The 16,809-nt window shown below is 66.3% G+C and carries 17 protein-coding genes; 10 read left to right on the top strand and 7 right to left on the bottom strand.

What is annotated here, in order from left to right:
- Window positions 1–70 precede the first annotated feature (70 nt).
- From LZ586_RS16030 to LZ586_RS16045, 4 genes are all read right to left on the bottom strand, one after another.
- Window positions 71–1,024: a DMT family transporter gene (locus LZ586_RS16030; protein ID WP_319938006.1), complete on the bottom strand. Its 954-nt coding sequence runs from the start codon at window positions 1,022–1,024 to the stop codon at window positions 71–73.
- 292 nt (window positions 1,025–1,316) lie between these two features.
- Window positions 1,317–1,571 (bottom strand): hypothetical protein, encoded by a 255-nt coding sequence (locus tag LZ586_RS16035; protein ID WP_235077315.1) that lies wholly within the window; start codon window positions 1,569–1,571, stop codon window positions 1,317–1,319.
- A 46-nt stretch (window positions 1,572–1,617) separates the two neighbouring features.
- A complete protein-coding gene (locus tag LZ586_RS16040) occupies window positions 1,618–1,872 on the bottom strand; it encodes a DUF3253 domain-containing protein (RefSeq protein WP_413777299.1) in 255 nt (84 codons plus the stop codon).
- Window positions 1,873–2,394: 522 nt separating this feature from the next.
- The gene (locus LZ586_RS16045; protein WP_235077316.1) at window positions 2,395–3,429 is read right to left on the bottom strand and encodes an aldo/keto reductase; all 1,035 of its coding nucleotides are present in this window, start codon (window positions 3,427–3,429) and stop codon (window positions 2,395–2,397) included.
- Window positions 3,430–3,597: 168 nt separating this feature from the next.
- On the opposite strand from LZ586_RS16045, the gene LZ586_RS16050 reads away from it, so the two are divergent.
- Entirely contained in the window at window positions 3,598–4,155 is a 558-nt protein-coding gene (locus LZ586_RS16050; RefSeq protein ID WP_235077317.1) for a TetR/AcrR family transcriptional regulator, read from the top strand.
- 128 nt (window positions 4,156–4,283) lie between these two features.
- Here the strand turns inward: LZ586_RS16050 and LZ586_RS16055 are convergent, their stop codons facing one another.
- Window positions 4,284–5,318, bottom strand: coding sequence for an AraC family transcriptional regulator (locus LZ586_RS16055; protein ID WP_235077318.1), 1,035 nt, complete (start codon window positions 5,316–5,318; stop codon window positions 4,284–4,286).
- 69 nt (window positions 5,319–5,387) lie between these two features.
- On the opposite strand from LZ586_RS16055, the gene LZ586_RS16060 reads away from it, so the two are divergent.
- The 7 genes from LZ586_RS16060 (at window position 5,388) to LZ586_RS16090 (ending at window position 13,841) form a co-directional block, all read left to right on the top strand.
- Window positions 5,388–6,308: an NADP-dependent oxidoreductase gene (locus tag LZ586_RS16060; RefSeq protein WP_235077319.1), complete on the top strand. Its 921-nt coding sequence runs from the start codon at window positions 5,388–5,390 to the stop codon at window positions 6,306–6,308.
- Between the two features lie 26 nt (window positions 6,309–6,334).
- Entirely contained in the window at window positions 6,335–6,622 is a 288-nt protein-coding gene (locus tag LZ586_RS16065) for a hexameric tyrosine-coordinated heme protein (RefSeq protein ID WP_235077320.1), read from the top strand.
- Window positions 6,623–6,707: 85 nt separating this feature from the next.
- Window positions 6,708–7,154 carry a cupin domain-containing protein gene (locus LZ586_RS16070; RefSeq protein ID WP_235077321.1) on the top strand — a complete coding sequence of 149 codons (447 nt, stop codon included), beginning with the start codon at window positions 6,708–6,710 and terminating at the stop codon, window positions 7,152–7,154.
- A 9-nt stretch (window positions 7,155–7,163) separates the two neighbouring features.
- The gene (locus tag LZ586_RS16075; RefSeq protein ID WP_235077322.1) at window positions 7,164–8,321 is read left to right on the top strand and encodes a Gfo/Idh/MocA family protein; all 1,158 of its coding nucleotides are present in this window, start codon (window positions 7,164–7,166) and stop codon (window positions 8,319–8,321) included.
- 13 nt (window positions 8,322–8,334) lie between these two features.
- A complete protein-coding gene (locus tag LZ586_RS16080) occupies window positions 8,335–9,687 on the top strand; it encodes a Gfo/Idh/MocA family protein (protein ID WP_235077323.1) in 1,353 nt (450 codons plus the stop codon).
- Between the two features lie 135 nt (window positions 9,688–9,822).
- The gene (locus tag LZ586_RS16085; RefSeq protein ID WP_235077324.1) at window positions 9,823–12,198 is read left to right on the top strand and encodes a TonB-dependent receptor; all 2,376 of its coding nucleotides are present in this window, start codon (window positions 9,823–9,825) and stop codon (window positions 12,196–12,198) included.
- 11 nt (window positions 12,199–12,209) lie between these two features.
- Window positions 12,210–13,841 carry an alkaline phosphatase D family protein gene (locus LZ586_RS16090; protein WP_235077325.1) on the top strand — a complete coding sequence of 544 codons (1,632 nt, stop codon included), beginning with the start codon at window positions 12,210–12,212 and terminating at the stop codon, window positions 13,839–13,841.
- A gap of 51 nt (window positions 13,842–13,892) precedes the next feature.
- On the opposite strand, the gene LZ586_RS16095 is transcribed toward LZ586_RS16090, so the two are convergent.
- Window positions 13,893–14,741: a transglutaminase-like domain-containing protein gene (locus LZ586_RS16095; protein ID WP_235077326.1), complete on the bottom strand. Its 849-nt coding sequence runs from the start codon at window positions 14,739–14,741 to the stop codon at window positions 13,893–13,895.
- 101 nt (window positions 14,742–14,842) lie between these two features.
- Window positions 14,843–15,994, bottom strand: a complete 1,152-nt coding sequence (locus LZ586_RS16100) for an alpha/beta hydrolase family esterase (protein WP_235077327.1) — start codon at window positions 15,992–15,994, stop codon at window positions 14,843–14,845.
- A gap of 222 nt (window positions 15,995–16,216) precedes the next feature.
- Here LZ586_RS16100 and LZ586_RS16105 point away from each other — a divergent pair, with 222 nt between their 5' ends.
- A complete protein-coding gene (locus LZ586_RS16105) occupies window positions 16,217–16,426 on the top strand; it encodes a hypothetical protein (protein ID WP_235077328.1) in 210 nt (69 codons plus the stop codon).
- Window positions 16,427–16,517: 91 nt separating this feature from the next.
- Window positions 16,518–16,778 (top strand): hypothetical protein, encoded by a 261-nt coding sequence (locus LZ586_RS16110; RefSeq protein WP_235077329.1) that lies wholly within the window; start codon window positions 16,518–16,520, stop codon window positions 16,776–16,778.
- Window positions 16,779–16,809: the final 31 nt, after the last annotated feature.

Below are 16,809 nucleotides of genomic sequence, written 5' to 3' on the forward strand. Positions count from 1 at the left end.
CATGTCGTTTCGCGGCCTCGACCATATCGGGAGATCCGGGCGTTCTTGCCGCTGATCCCCCTCCGAACATTCACGCCGGCCCTTCCTCGCCGGCCTGATACGAACGTGGGCGGCTCTCGATGACGCTGAAGAAGCCGACGCCGCCAAGGACGCAGAGCGTGCCGACCGCCTCCGGCCAGCCGAACGGCTCGCCCAGCACCATGACCGCGACAACGATCGTCACTACCGGGCTGATCGTCGAAACAATGGCCGTGCCCTGCGCGCCGATCCTTGCAGTACCTGCTGACATCAGGAACGCCGGAACGATCGTCGAGAAGACCGCCAGTGCCAGGATCAGCGTCCATGCGCCGCGCGGTGGCATCAGCGCTGCTGCGGGGTGCGTCAGAAAGAAGCCAAGCAGCGCCATCCCTCCAGCCGCGCTCATCGCGATTGCGGTGAACAAGGGTGCTCCACAGCGCAGGATGAGTTCGCGCGCGAACAGTTGGTAAAGGGCGAAGGTGACCGCCGCAATCGCGACGAAAGCACCGCCGATGAGCGCCGCCGTTCCAAGCCGGGTCGGCTCGCCTGCGAACATCACGAACAGACCGACATAGCTGAGCCCAGCACCAAGCAGGGCATGGGGACGAAGAGGATGCCCCAACAGCAATCGTCCGAACAGGATCACCAGGAACGGATAAGTGAACAGGATCAGCCGCTCGATTTGCGCATCGAGGGTCTGCAGCCCCTGAAAGTCCAACCAGGACGAAATGTAATAGCCAAGGACGCCGACAAGCATCGCCAACCCGACCGTACGCGCGTCCGGGCGGGCATCTCGCTCCAGCCGCCGCCACTGCTGTACCCCGACCAATGCGAACACCGGCACGGCCACCACCATGCGCATCGCAAGCAGGCTCGTTGTGTCGATGCCATAGCGGTAGATCAGCTTGATCAGAACGCCCTTGATCGCAAACAGCATCGCGCCGGCCGCCGACAACGCAAAGCCAGTGATCCGCCACGCGGGCGGGTGTGTGACATTCGTCCTCAAGAAGCGACCGGACTCGGCTCGGGAGCAATTGAGGGCAGGGCAGGGTGCATGAACGGTCCTTTGCTGCCGGCAGCGACTAGCCGAACAAGCGGTCTGGCACGAGCGTTTTGGCCACGGCTGCTCCTAGAGCCAATACGCGCCGGAGATCGCTTCTTCGCGGGATCGTCCATGCCGCAGTTTTGGCGCTCGCTTCGATGATCATCGCAGAACTGGCGTGACCGTGGGTGGCACGTCCGAACTTCGCGGGAAGCGGCCTCGCAGCCTGGATCGACCTGCCGGACGGCACGGGCCGTCAGTGCTCCGTAAGCTCGACCACCTCGAAATCGAACCGCTTCCACCCGTGCCGCCTCGCCGCTTGTTCCGTCAGCGCCTTCTTGCCCGCGGCCTCCTTCGCGGATGCGGCGTGGCCCCAGAACACCTCGGTTTTGCCGTCGTGCAGATGCGCGACGATGCGCCAGTAATGCGTGAACGGCGCGGCGGTGGGGCCGATCGTCTTCACATAGCCGTCGGCCATCGTCGCGGTTAGGTAGCGCTTCTTCCTCGCCATCGCCGCGCGATAGCGCAGTGGCGGAGGCTGTGGGAGAGGGCAGGCCTCAATCGTCGCCGATCCGGCCAATCCTATACGGTCCCGATCGCGTTGCCAGCGGTCGTCCCTTCCAGCTCAGCCGCACCATCCCGTCGCGGACCAACCCGTCGATCGCGGCGTGGACCGCGGGCATCGCGCCGCGCCAGTCCGGCGCCATCGCACGCGCTACCTCGCTCGGGCAGATCGTCGCGTCCGCTGCGCGGCTCGCGAGCAGGGACAACGTGGCGGCCCTCGGGTCGGTCATGCGGATTACGTCGGTCACGCACACCCTCGGTCAAGCCGCCAGTGGAGCCAAGCACCTACTCAATCGTGGCGCTCACGCTCCGTCCCGCCTGGGTTAAGGCCGGACGAATGCGTGTGATCGACGCCGCAGGAGCATTGCACGCGTCGACGATCTTTCGACCGCGCTGCCTGCGCACGGCGGTCTTTCCGGTTCATCATTGGAACCTCGGACATAGTTAGTTCCGCTCCAGGGTGCGCCTCAGTAACGGGAACCGGCCTAGCGTCTCGCGGTTCCGCTCGGGAGCGTTGTCCGATGAGCGAGGAGCGATAAGCCGACTGGCAGTCGCGGCGCATTTCGGTACGCGCTTGCGCCAGCACGCAAGGCCCGTCTCCGAAGTCGCCATCCGAGACGGGCTGCAACCGGCCGATTGCAGCCCGCCTGTGTCGCCGTGGAATGGTGGCGGTTTCCCATCCCGTGAAGGTTCCGATTGAACATCACGGTCGAGCGCGCAACGCCCTGATCGGCCGTAAGGAAATCCCCTCCGTGGTGGATAGGAGCCGATCAGGCAGCGCTGCGCCCGGCGAGCGGGCGGCGGCGCAGATCGGGCTGCACAATCGGCGGCGGCGAATAGGCGGCCGCTTCCAGCGGTGCGACGTCCACGCCTGGCGGGACGATCGCATCGATCCGGTCGAGCAGGTCATCGCTCAGCACGACGCCCGCACCGTCGAGTAGCCCGTCGAGCTGCTCCATCGTCCGCGGGCCGATGATCGCCGCGCTGAGCGCGGGATGCGCCACCACGAAGGCGAGCGCCATGTGCATCAGCGACATGCCTGCGCTCTCCGCCAGCGGGATCAGCTGCTCGACCGCATCGAGGCTGCCGGAGTCGGACATCGCCTTGGGGAAGAACTTCGCCCGGGTCGTGTCCGGCGTCTGCTGTCCCTTGCGATACCGTCCCGTCAGCATCCCCTTGGCAAGCGGGCTCCACGCCATCATGCCCATGCCGTAGCGCTGGCAGGCCGGCAGTACCTCGCGCTCGATCGAGCGGTTGAGGATCGAATAAGGCGGCTGCTCGGTGCGGAAGCGCGCAAGGCCGCGGCGCTCGGCGACCCATTGCGCTTCGACGATGTCGGAAGCCGGAACGGTCGAGGCGCCGATCGCGCGAACCTTGCCGGCGCGCATCAGGTCGGTCAGCACCGACAGCGTCTCCTCGATGTCGGTGTCGGGCGCGAGCCGATGGATCTGGTAGAGGTCGATATGGTCGGTCTGCAGCCGCCGCAGTGAATCCTCGACCGCGCGGGTGATCCAGCGCCGCGAGTTGCCCTGCATGTTCGGGTCGTCGCCCATCGGGCCGTGGACCTTGGTCGCGAGCACGACGCGGTCGCGCCGACCTTTCAGCGCCTTGCCGACGATCTCCTCCGACTCGCCCGCGCTGTAGCGGTCGGCCGTGTCGATGAAATTGATCCCGGCATCGAGCGCCTTGTGGATCATGGCGGTACACTCGTCATGGTCGGGATTGCCGATCCCCCCGAACATCATCGCGCCGAGGCAATAGGGGCTGACCTTGATGCCGGTCTGGCCGAGTGGGCGGTATTGCACGGCAATCTCCTGTGCTGGCGATCCTTGCCGCCATCGCTCCAGTGCGGTAGCAGGTAAACGGAACGCGATCCACTTAATACGGAACGTGTTCCGTTTAGTAAGTGGAATCCGATGGCCGACCGATCGACCGACCGAGATACCGGGGATGCGCGACCCGCTGGGCGCCGCGTGCGCGCCGATGCACAACGGAATCTGGTCACTCTTTTGAAGGCCGCCAAAGAGGTGTTCGCCGAGGGCGGCGTCGATGCGCCAGTGCGCGACATTGCCGAACGGGCCGGGGTCGGCGTCGGCACGGTGTATCGGCACTTTCCGCGCCGCCCCGATCTCATCGCCGCCGTCTTCGCTCAGGAACTGGACAGCTGCGCCGATGCGGCGGATGCTCTCGCGGCGACCCATCCCCCGTTTGAGGCGCTCGCGCTGTGGATGCGCAATTTCGTCGATCTCGCGGCCACCAAACACGGCCTTGCGCAGGCGCTGCACTCCGGCGATCCCGCCTTCGACGCGCTTCCCGCGCGCCGCGAGCAACGTCTCCGGCCCGCATTCCGGAAATTGTTCGAAGCGGCAGCGGCGGCGGGAGTCATCGCAAGCGAGATCGAGCCCGACGAATTCCTCAACGCCGCGGCGAGCCTGTGCATGGCCGCACGGGATGGTCATACCGAAGCCGCGCAACGCGTGGTCGCGACGCTCGTAAATGGGCTCCGCTATGGCGTGAAAGACGGCGCCTAAATTGCCGGTTCGCGGTTCGACACGGTTGCCTGGGCACAGTTGAATCTTGACCAGCGCGCACTGTGAGCGGCCGCTACTCCATTTCTATGACCGCAAGGCGCGCGGGCTGGCGGCGCGTCGCTCGGCCGTCACGAACAAGATCGCCTATATTTTTGGGGCGTCGTACCCGTGGCTCGCCGAAATGCCCGAGTGAAGTTGGCTTGCGAGGAGAAGCAGCAGGATAGCGCAACTTCGTAGAGGCTTGCGTGGCCGGAGGCGAGTAGCGCCTTTGCATGCTCCAGGCGCATGCGAGCGAGATGGCGGCCGGGGGTCGTGCCGACCCGATTGTGGAACATGCGGATGAAGTGAAACTGGCTGAGGCAAGCAACAGCGGCAAGATCCTCGATACCAAGTTCGGCATCCAGATGTGCAGCCATGTAGTCGAGCACACGTCGCAGGCGCCGGTCGTCGAGCCCGTGCCGGGTTTCCAGTCTGGTCAGCCGGTCGATGCCGGTTTCGGAATAAGACTGTACCAGCCTCGTCGTGAGCGACAATGCGAGCGACTCTGCCAACACCCGTCCCGCTGCCGTGGGCGCGCGCAATTCGTTGAGAAGGGTCATCCCGATCTCTCGGATCAGGCTGTCGTTGACGTCCGCCAAATAGCGGATGTGGTCGGCGCGCACTGTCGCGCCGCCGAGCAGATCCGACAGATCGTCGAAGCGTGCCGACGGAAGATAGACGTGCAGGCAGTCGTGCCATTCGACCAGCGAGATCTCCTCCTCGCGCACGCCTGCCGGACACGTCCAGATGGTGCCGCGGGTGACTGCGGTCCTCTGCCTGAGCCCGTTGCCGCAGCGCGTTACGACCGCGCCCGGATGGCTGTCGATGGCAATGCCGATTTCTGTCTGTGCCAAGTCGAAAGCGGGAATGTCTCCGGCGGGATGATGCCGCAATTCGGCTGCCACTCCAGACCAGGCGCAGCCCAGAGCGGTGCCAAGCACCCCAGCGCCGTATTTGCGGCGACCATGATCATAGAGATCCATCGCGCTATCATCGTGACAGTAAAGCAAGAGATGCGCATCCGCTCTTTGGGTCGCCTGCGAAATAACGCAATTTGGGAACAAAGGACCGCAGCCGAGCCACAGAAGCACGTGCTGGAAAAGACTAAAGCCGATCTTCGTCAAGGAGGTTCGAATGGCTGCGGTTTCGCAACACGTCGATATTGCCTTGAGCCAAAAGGGGGAGCGACTGCGGTGAAGGCTGTCCGGGTACACGCATTCGGCGGGCTTGAAGCCATGATCTATGAGGAAGTGCCGCGACCCATCCCGGGAGCAGGCCAGGTCCTCGTCAAGGTTGCCGCGGCGGGCGTTGGGCCTTGGGACCTTTGGGTCCGCTCAGGACGCAGCGTGCTGCCCCAGCCCTTACCACTTACACTGGGCGCAGACCTGTCGGGCGTCGTCGAGGCGACCGGAGCCGGCGTCACGAACTTCGCGCCGGGGTCCGCAATCTATGGCGCGACCAATGCGCGCTTCACGGGCGCCTATGCCGAATATGCAATTGCCGACGCGAGCATGATCGCCGAGCGCGCGATAGCGCTTGGCGACGTGGAAGCAGCGTCGGTGCCGGTCATCGCATGCACTGCGCTCCAGATGGTGTTCGAACATGCCGGCGTCGACGCTGGTCAGACGGTGGTGGTGATCGGCGGCGCAGGCAATGTGGGTGCCTATGCAGTCCAGCTTGCGCTTCTCGCTGGCGCGCAGGTCGTAGCAATCGGCCGCGCCCACGAACTGGACCGCATCGCGGCAACGGGTGCCGTCGCAGTAGAAGCCGGCACTGCCATACCCGAGCGCTTCATGGGCGCCGCGGACGCCGTGATAGATACCGTGGGGGGCGACTCGCTGGCGGATGCGTTCGCGTGGCTGCGCACGGGCGGCGTACTCGTCTCCTCAGTCGCGGAGCCGGATCAGGAGCTCGCGAGGCGTCATAAGGTCCGCGCCCAATTCATGCTGGTCGCGGTCACGACCCACAAACTGATCCAGCTCGCAGACCTGTTCGCCGCTGGGGACCTGCAGGCGCGCGTCGGTGCGGTGCTTGAACTTTCCGACGCGCGCCGCGCCCACGCCATGATCGAGGCCGGCACGGCCCCGCCGGGCAAGCTGGTGCTCGTCCCCTGAACGTCGCTTGCTGTAAAGGAAACCCGATGACCCAGGTTCCCACGACACCGCTTGTCCCCGGCAACAGTTTGCTGACGGCGTCTCCTGAAGAGGGACGCGCATTGGCGATGATGCTCGCCAGGCACTCGGTGCACGCGATGCAGCACGAACTGGAAGTGTTGCAGAATGGCCGTTCGCAATATGCGCACGACCCTTTCGGACTGATCGCGGCGAGCCACGTCATCGCAGTCGAGTTCGCAACGATCGCCGCCGCAAACGACTATTGGCGCGCCGCCGGGGCGGAAGGCCCCTGCGCGTCGACCCCAGGGAAATAAATCTCGGACGAATGTGGTTCACACGCTTTCGCTTTGCGGTAAGCTCCAGGCGACGTGGCGAAGACCACGCGAAGGGAGAGAGGCGATGAGGATCACGCGTCGCGACGTGGCAGTGGCATCGGGCGCCGCACTGGCCACCTGCGCCATGGCTGCAGTCGCGCAGACCGCGCCCGCCAGGCTTGGACCGGCGGTGTTCGACTGGCGCACGATGGCGGTGCAGACGACGGATGTCGGCGCCGTCCGCAACCTCGTTCGACAGCCCACCGCGACGCTCGACGAGCTCGAGATGCACGTCACGACTCTGAACCCGGGACGCGCATCCCACCCGCCGCACACCCACCCCAACGAGGAGCTGGTGATCGTTCGCGAAGGTACGGTCGAGGTTCTCAGCGGCGGCGCTTGGAAGCGCATCGGCCCAGGCTCGGTGATCTTCAACGCGTCCAACTCGCCCCACGCGCTGCGCAATGTCGGCGGCACCCCGGCGACGTATCACGTGATCAACTGGAAGACTTCCGCCACGCCCGCGCGCTAGGAGACCTGCATGCACCGTCGCACGATGCTCACGGGGGTGGGAATGGCGGGGATCACCGCCGCGCTTCCTGCCGAACTGCTCGCCCAGTCCGTGAGCCAGGGCAATGCCGTGTCGGCTGATGCCGCGCCGGCCCAGCCGGAGCCCACCGCGAAGCACCGCATCAAATTTGGCGTGATCGGTCTCGACCACGCCCACATCTATGGCATGACGGACGCGATGATCCGCGGCGGCGGAACCCCGGCCGCGTTCTTCGCCACCGATCCCAAGCAGATCGCTACGTTTCAGAAGCGATACGGCAACGGCGTAAAGCTCGCTCGAACCGAAGAGGAGATTCTGGACGACAAGGCGATCCAGCTGATCGTCGGCGCGCCGATCCCCGATCTGCGCGCGCCGCTCGGGATCCGCGCAATGCGGGCGGGCAAGGACTATCTGGGGGACAAGCCCGCGATCACCAGCCTGGAGCAGCTTGCCGACGTTCGCCGCGCGGTCACCGAAACGGGCCGCAAGTTCGCCATCATGTACTCCGAGCGGCTGGAGGTGCGCGCGGCGGTGCATGCCGGCGACCTCGTCGCGCAGGGTGCGATCGGCAAGGTCATCCAGGCCGTCAATCTCGCGCCGCACCGCGTGAGCGCGCCCACCCGCCCGGACTGGTTCTGGGACAAGGCGCGCTATGGCGGCATATTGACCGACATCGGCAGCCACCAGGCCGACCAGTTCCTGTTCTACACCGGCTCGACCTCGGCGCAGGTGGTCGCCGCGCAGACCGGCAACCTCCATTGGCCGGGCAAGCCGCAGTTCGAAGATTTCGGCGACATGATGGTCACCGGCAATGGCGGCACCGGCTATATCCGCGTCGACTGGTTCACCCCCGATGGACTTCCGACCTGGGGGGACGGGCGGCTGTTCCTGGTCGGGACCGAGGGTTCGATCGAGCTGCGCAAATATGTCGATGTGGCCGGAAGGCCGGGTGGCAACCACCTGTTCCTCACGGACAAGACGGGCGTGCGCTATATCGATTGCTCGAAGGTGCCCCTGCCGTTCGGCGCACAGTTCGTGACCGACGTGGTCGAACGCACGTCGACCGCCCAGAACCAGGCGCAGGCGCTGCTCGCCGCTGAACTGGTGCTCACTGCGCAAAAAAATGCCACCCGGCCCAAATTGTCCTGAAGGGAAGAGGAACATGCAGTTTTCCCGACGCGGAGTCCTGAAGTCCGGCGCAGCGCTCGCTGCGCCGACCATCGTCCCGGCGAGCGTGTTCGGCCAGAACGCGCCCTCGAACCGGATCACCATCGGCGCCATCGGCGTCGGCCGTATCTCGCGCATCCACGACATGAAGGAAGTCCACAAACATGCCGACGCGCAGATCGTCGCCGTGTGCGACGTCGATACGATCCGCCTCGGCGCCGGCAAGGAATTGGTCGACGCGCGCTATACCGCGAGCACCGGCAAGCCCTATTCGGGCACGCGGATGTATCATGACTATCGCGAGTTGCTCGCCAGCCGTGACATCGACGCGGTGCTGATCTCCACGCCCGACCATCAGCACGCGCCCCAGGCGGTGCATGCGGTGCGTGCCGGCAAGCATGTCTATCTCCAAAAGCCCGCCGCCCTAACGATCCCCGAGGGCCGGGCGATGGCCGACGCGGTCAAGGCGAGCGGGAAGGTCCTTCAGATCGGTTCGCAGCAGCGTGGGCAGGACCCGTGGCCGCAATTCCACCGCGCCTGCGAGCTTGTCCGCAACGGTCGCATCGGCAGGATCCGCCATGTCGAAGTCGGGCTGCCGGGCGATCCTTCGGGTCCGCCGGCGCCGCCGGAACCGGTGCCGTCGAACCTCAACTACGACGCCTGGCTCGGCACCACGCCCGAGATTCCATATACCGAGATCGGCGTGCATCCGCAGGACTCGTTTGAGGGTCGTCCGGGCTGGCTGCGCCTCGAGCAGTTCGGCGCCGGGATGATTACTGGCTGGGGCTCGCACCATATCGACACTGCCCATTGGGGCATGGACATGGAGCATTCGGGCCCGATCGAGATCTGGGGCAGGGCCGAGTTCCCGAAGAGCGGGCTGTGGAACGTTCATGGCGCGTTCGAAACCCATGCGCGCTACGCCAATGGCGTTACGATGACCGTGTCGGGCGCGCTGCCCAACGGAATCAAGTTCATCGGCGACAAGGGGTGGATCTTCGTCACCCGAAGCGGCGCGGTGACGGCCAGCGATCCCGGCGCGGCGCAGGTCGAACCGCTTCACGCGTCCGATCCCAAGATCCTGACCAGCGTGATCGGCCCGAACGAAGTGCACTTGCTCAAGGTTTCCGAACAGCACCGCAACTGGCTCGACGCGATCCGTACCGGCGCTCCGTTGAGTGCGCCTGCCGAGATCGGCCATCGCTCCTTGTCGACCTGCCTGCTGCATTGGACGGCGATGAAGACCCAGCGCCGCCTGAAATGGGATCCGAAGGCCGAGCGCTTCTCAGGCGACGACGCCGCCAATGCGATGCTGAGCCGCCCGCAACGGGCGCGATACGCGATCTAGCGACGACCTCGGAACTTCGATCACGGTTGGGGTCCCGCAGATCGGCGTGCGATGCATGTTAGTATCCGTGGCTGTCACGAACGCTTCACATCCATTGTCCAGCAGCCCTGAGACCAAACTCGGGGGAACACGAACATGATGTACCGGACGTCGCTGGCGGCCTTGCTCGCCACCACTGCGCTTGCCTCGGCGCCTGCGTTTGCGCAGAGCACGATCGAGGATCCTGCCACCGCGCAGGAGGATCATGGCGACATCATCGTCACCGCGCAGAAGATCGAGCAGCGCGCGACCGACGTACCGATCACCATCTCGGCGATCACCGGCGAGCGCATGGCGCAGATCGGCGTGAGCGACCTTGATGAACTGTCGAACTACATCCCGGGCCTGAACATCCAGGAGCAGAGCGCGAACAATCCCGGCATCGTGATTCGCGGCATCACCTCGGATTCCGGATCGTCGCAGCAGGGGCCGCGCGTCACGCTCTACTATAACGGCGTCGACATCTCGCGCTCGCGTGGCTCGTACCAGGCGATCTACGATCTCGAGCGCATCGAAGTCATCAAGGGGCCGCAGGCCACACTGTTCGGCACTGCCTCCGCCGTCGGCGCGATCAGCCTCACCTCGGCCCGCCCGAAGCCGGGTTATTCCGGCGCGCTGACCGCCGGCTATGGCAATTTCGATTCCACCCTGCTCTCGGGCTTTCTCAATGCCGGCTCGGACACGCTTGCCGGCCGCGTCGCGTTCGAATGGAAGAAGCGCGACGGCTATGTCGAGAACCTGTCTCCGCGCCAGGACAAGGAACTCTACTCGCAGGACCAGCTCGGCGTCCGCGCATCGCTGCGCTACACGCCCACCGACGCGCTGAGCGTCGACCTGATCGGCACCTATGACCAGCAGCGCAATGGCGGCACGCCGTTCATCTCGCGCGCGCTGCCGACCGAAGCAGGCCCGGGCGATCCGTTCGGCAAGGCCAATCTCGGCGGCTCGCCGCTATCGGCACAGGTGCTCGGCGACGACCAGCTTGGGCTCAACCGCGAAGTCTATGACGTCAACTTGACCGCAAGCTATGATTTCGGCTCGGGCGTCACCTTCACCACGGTCAACGGCTACCGCAAGTTCGACAGCCGCGAAGTGTTCGACGCCGACGGCTCCGCCGCGTGGTTCCTGGAATTCGCCGAAATCTCGAAGGGTTGGCAGGCCAGCCATGAGGGCCGCTTCTCGTACAGCGATCCCCATTGGCGCGCATCGTTCGGCTGGAACGTGTTCGTCGAGGACAATTTTCAGAACGTTCCCTTCTCCACCGAGGAGGGGACCTTCATCCAGTGCCTGACCGCGCTTCGGGGCGCACCCGCGATCCCCGGCCTGCCGTGCATCAGCCCAACTGGCGTGGTGACGGCGGCACTTGCGACCGCCGGGGCGACCGGTGGCCGCCTGACGCAGGTCCCGTATCGGTCGGTCTATGAAAATCAGGGCCGCAACGACAGCTATTCGATGTTCGCGGACACCACTTGGATCCCTACGCCCTCGCTGGAACTGACGGCAGGCGTGCGCATCCTGATCGAGCAGCGCAAATCCGGCTACCGCGCGGACGTGCCGGTGCCGTTGCTCCCCAGCCTGCTTCCGGCGGCGGCGCGTGCGGCGCTGCTGGCGGTGGGCATCGGCCCCTCGCTGCTGCCGGGCCAGATCGACACGCGCGGCCAGACCTTTACCGCCCGGCAATCCTATTCGGCGGTGCTGCCGCGCTTCAATATCCTGTATCGCCTCGGCGACGATGTGAACGTGTTCGCCACGATCTCGAAGGGGCGTCGCTCCCCGGTCGTGCAGCTCAACGCGCGACGGCTGGCGACCGGGGCGCCGGCGGCCAACCTCCAGCTCGTTCCCGAGGAGAATGTCTGGAACTACGAGGCGGGCCTCAAGGGCAATGTCGGTCCGGTTTCGGGATCGCTCGGCGTCTATTACCAGAAATATGACGGCTTCCAGGTAAGCGTGCAGCAGCCCAACGGCACCTCGCTGACCCAGAGCGCCGGCACCGCGAGCAATCTCGGCGTCGAAGCCGAACTGAACGTGCGTGCCGGATCGTGGCTCAACCTGTTCGGCAATGTCGGCTACATCAATGGCGGCATCGACGAGAATAGCCGTTTCGCGTCCACGTTCTCGGGCGCGCGCTTCCGCCTTCAGCCCGAATGGCAGGCGGCGGCAGGCTTCACCGTCGACGCGCCGCTGGGCAACGGCATGCGGTTCTTCGCGACGCCCAGCGTCACTTATCGCAGCCGCATCTTCTTTGAAGTGCCGAACAACATCGCCCTGTCGCAGGGTCCGGTCACGCTGGTGAACGCCCGCGCCGGCGTCAGCTTCATGGACGAACGCTTCGAACTGGCGGGCTATGTTCGCAACGCTACCGATGAGCGCTATCTGCTCGATGCCGGCAACACCGGCGGCAGCTTCGGTACGCCTACCTTCATCCCGGCCGAGCCGCGCTTCTATGGCGCCCAGCTGACCGCGCGCTTCTAAGGAACGCCGACATGACGATTGATCGGCGCAGCGCGCTTGCGCTGCTCGGCAGCGGCGCGGCGCTCGGGATCCCGGGCGCCGCGCAGGCCAGCCAGACTGCGGCGGGCCGCTTCGCACACGGCGTCGCCAGTGGCGATCCGGCGACGGACGGTGCCGTGATCTGGACCCGCATCAGCACCGATACGCGTGGGGATGTGCCCGTGACGTGGCACGTCGCCATCGCGGCGGATGCCAGGCCGCTCGCCAGTGGCAAGGCGACGGCGCGCGCCGCCGCCGATCACACGGTGAAGGTGGAAGTCGCGCGGCTGAAGCCGGGGCAGGAATATTGGTACTGGTTCACCACCGCCGCGGACGAGCGTTCGCCCGTCGGCCGCTTCCGTACGCTCCCCAAGGGATCGGTGGAGTCGCTGGTGCTCGCGGTGGCATCCTGCCAGCTCTATCCCGGCGGACTGTTCAACGCCTATGCCGACATGGCCGCGCTGCCGCGGCTCGACGCGGTGCTCCATCTGGGCGACTATATCTATGAATATGGCGCCGACGGATATGGCGCCGATGTCGGCCAGAAGCTCGGGCGGCTGCCCGATCCGCCGCACGAGATCCTCACGCTCGCCGACTATCGCCGCCGCCACGCCCAGGTGAAAGCCGATGCCGACATGCAGGCCGCGCATGCCCGCGCCGCGTTCATCTGCGTATGGGACGATCACGAAGTCGCCAATGACGGCTGGATCGGGGGTGCCGAGAACCACGATCCTGCGACCGAAGGCGACTGGAAGGCGCGCAAGGCCGCGGCGATGCAGGCCTATTTCGAATGGATGCCCATTCGTGACCCCAAGCGCGGCCGGCCGTGGGAGGCGATCAACCGCAGCTTCGAATTCGGCGACCTCGCCACGCTGGCGATGGTAGAGACGCGGCTGCTCGCGCGCTCCGAGCAGGCGGAGGTGAAGGGGGGCACCCCCGGCGCCGATGAATATGCCGCGGTGATGGCAGAGCGTGCCCGTCCCGACCGCGAGATGCTGGGTGCCGATCAGCAGCGTTGGCTGGAGGGCGTCCTTGCCGGCTCGGTCCGCGCGAACCAGCCGTGGCAGGTGCTGGGCAACCAGGTGGTCATGGCGCGCGTCGCCGGACCCGACCTGAGCGGGTTCTCCGATCGCATCGCGAAGCTCCCGGCTGTCTATCGCGGCCGCCTGGAGCAGGCCGCGGCGGGCTACAAGGCGGGACTTCCGTTCAACTTCGACGCTTGGGACGGCTATCCCGCGGCGCGCGAACGTCTCTACGCCGCGTTCCGCCGCGCGGGATCGAAGCCCATCGTGCTGGCCGGCGACAGCCATGCCGCCTGGGCCAACGACCTGTACGACGATGCCGGAACGCTGGTGGCGTCGGAGTTCGGCGCGACGGCGATCACCAGCCCGTCTTATGGCTCGCTTCTGCCCGGCCTCGGCACGGCACTGGCACAGGCCAACAAGGAGGTCGCCTTCTGCGACCAGGACGGCAAGGGCTATACTCTGATGACGCTGACTCCGGCGGCGGCGACCGCGGAGTTCATCACGGTCTCCACGATCCTCTCCAAGCCGTTCGGCCGCAAGGTCGTCGCGACCTATCGTACGGCGCCGGGGGAGCGCCACGGGCCGCTCCAGCGGGTCTAGACGGGTCAGGCGCCGGCGCGGCCACATCCGGCCGCGCTGGCGCCAACCAACTCATCCCCAATGTTCAGGCGCGTCGCCATCCGGCTCGACCGGAAGCGACGCGGCATCGTCCGCATCGGGGGTATCGAGCCGCGTGACGCGAACCTGTTGGTTCACCAGCTGGGCGAACCCGAAGATCGTCATGAACGAGATGTCGGTGGCATCGCGCCCCACCGCGATGCGGACCAGTCCTTCGGTCGGCGCCAGCCCGCTCGCATCGACCAGATGCCACCCATTGCCCAGCCAGACATCGACCACGGCGTGGAAGTCGGGCGGGTCGAGCCGCCAGGCATAAGCGGAGACGAGCCGGGCAGGGATGCCGGCTGCGCGCGCGAACGCCGCCATCACGTGCGAGAAATCCCGGCAGACCCCCTCGCGCGCGATGAAGCTGTCGACGGCGCTGGTCTTCTCGTTGCTGGTGCCCAGGCGATAATCGATATTGCCGCGGATCCAGCGGGCCATCGCGTCGATCTTCGCGCCTCCCTCCAGATGCCCGAATTCGCGGATCACGAACGACACGAAGCGGTCCGACTCGCAAAAGCGGCTGGGCCACAGATAGGGGATGACGTGCGCCGGAAGGTCCGGCCGCGACGCGGTCGGCAGGCCGGACAGCGAATCCCGGCCGCGCTCGACATCGAACACGCCGAAATAGGTCGCCAGGAAATCGCCCTGCGCCCGCGCCCAGGTCCTGCGCCCGATCCCGTCGTCACCGGGCACCGTGCGCAGCGGGCCGGTGCCGCTGACGGTCAGCTTGTCGTTCACCAGACGCTGCTCGTCCATCGGCGCGGCCTCGATCGCCAGCAGCACGTCGGCGCTTTGCGGCATGTGATAGGCAAGCGTTGCTTCTACCTTGAGGCGCATCGAAATATCCTGATCTGCTCACGAGCAAGCGTCGGAAACGCCTGAAACCGCAACAACTTGGGTAAATGCCCATGCCGCATCATAGTGCCCGCTGCCCGGCTCTAGCGCATCAGCCCCGCGGCGCGAAGCGCGTCCTCGATCACCTGTGTCACGCCACTACGCTTCCCCAAGCCATGCTCCGCCGTGCCGCTGTTTTCGGAGCGTTCGGGAGCTTGGGCAAGTTCGCGCGCAATGGCGGGCGTGGCGCCTTCTTGCCGGGTATCGCCGGTCTGCGGACGCTGCATGGGCTCGCCCTGCAACAGACCCCAAAACGCCGCGATCCGGCGCGTGGAGGAGATGCCGGCCTCCAGCATATACGGACCGGCAACCCCGCATCCGTCCGACCCCGCCGTGTGCAGCGGCGTGCCATGCGCCATGCCGGCGATGCGGTACTCCTCGATCACCGTGCGGCCCTCGGCGTTGCGCCATGTCTGGTGCGCATGGCCATCGACGACGTCGCTGACGGTCGGCTCGGCGGGGACGCCGTGCAGTCCGCGCCACTGCTCGACGATCAGGCCCGCATTGACCGGGGCCACCGTCGCATCGCTGCCGCCATGCCACACCGACACCGTCGGCCATGGCCCGCCGTGCTCCGATGCTGCGCTCACCAGCGCACCCAGCGCACCGCCGGCAGGGCCGCCATGCCCGCGCATCCGGTCAAAGGCCTCGGGAACCGAGCGCGCGGTTCCGAAGGGCAGCCCGGCGATGATCGCGCCGCCGGCGAACACGTCGGGATAGGCGGCGAGCAACGTGGACGCCATCGCCCCGCCCGCCGACAGCCCGGTGACGTATACCCGCGACGCGTCGAGCCCATGCGCCGCGATCATCGCCGCGACCATCTGCCGGATCGACAGCGCCTCGCCGGAGCCGCGCCGGACATCCTCCGGGCTGAACCAGTTGAAACACAGATTGGCGTTGTTCGCCCTTTGCTGCTCGGGAAACAGCACCGCGAAACCATGTTCGTCGGCAAGCCGCGACCAGCCCGAGCCGTGGTCATACCCCGCCGCGCTCTGGGTGCAGCCGTGCAGGACCACCACCAGCGCCGCATCCGCACGCAGTTCGCCAGGCACGTGATACCGCGCCCGCAGCGCACCAGGGTTGGAGCCGAACCCCGTAAGATCGGCGAGGCGGTCGTCGCCCTGCCGGGCCGGCATTGCCGGGGTAAGTTCCCGTAAAGCGCCGAGCCGGCGGATCGTGTCGTTCAAGCTTCGCATCGCGGATCCCCGGGGTCACGGCGGAAGCCGCACCAACGCGCAACCCGCCGAACCGGCCATGCTGCATTGCACAATATCGGGGCAGTCGCCGGCTGCGGCAAGATGCGCGCTGCCTCGATCGCCAATTTCGGGGGCCATGGGGTGGCGCGCACCGCCTGCACTCCCCATCTAGAGCCTATCGCGCCGTTCGCCACGAGCAGGAGCGCGGCTGAGAGTCTCTTCATGCTCCCGCTCCGACCTGGCGCGCGGCGTGCCGGCATTGCCGCACCGACGACGACATCAACCGAAGAGGAACCGGACATGGCCAAGGGTCAACAAAAGAGCAGCAAGGAACTGCGCAAGCCCAAAAAGCCGCAGCCTCCCAAGCTGAACGCTTCCGCCCCCTCGCAGAAGGGCACGCCAGCCGCTGCCGCACCGTCCAAGAAGACCTGACTCCGCGCCGCCGGCACGCGCCCCGCACCTGCCGGCACGCATTGCACGAACCATTGGCCTGACCCGGTCCCCCAGACGAAAGGACAATATCATGCAGCCTACCTTGGCCCTGTGCCGCACCCAGGAGGCGCATCAGCGCGCCCTGGCATCGTCCGCCACGCTCGAGAATGTGAAGCTGGTCGCCAACGCCGCCGCCGCGGCCTGGGCGAAGGAAGCCCATGCTGCCGAGCAGCGGGAAACACGCAAGCTCCACGCGCGCGAAACCGCCGAGCGGATCGAACTCGAAGACGCCCTCCTCTTCGAAGCATCGATGTTCAGCGAGAACCCCGACCGCGGCTTGGCGAACCACTAATAAGCACCGTGCCCTCGCATCGATCGCGCCT

It is taken from the genome of Sphingomonas sp. S2-65 (assembly GCF_021513175.1).
Taxonomy (GTDB): domain Bacteria; phylum Pseudomonadota; class Alphaproteobacteria; order Sphingomonadales; family Sphingomonadaceae; genus Sphingomonas.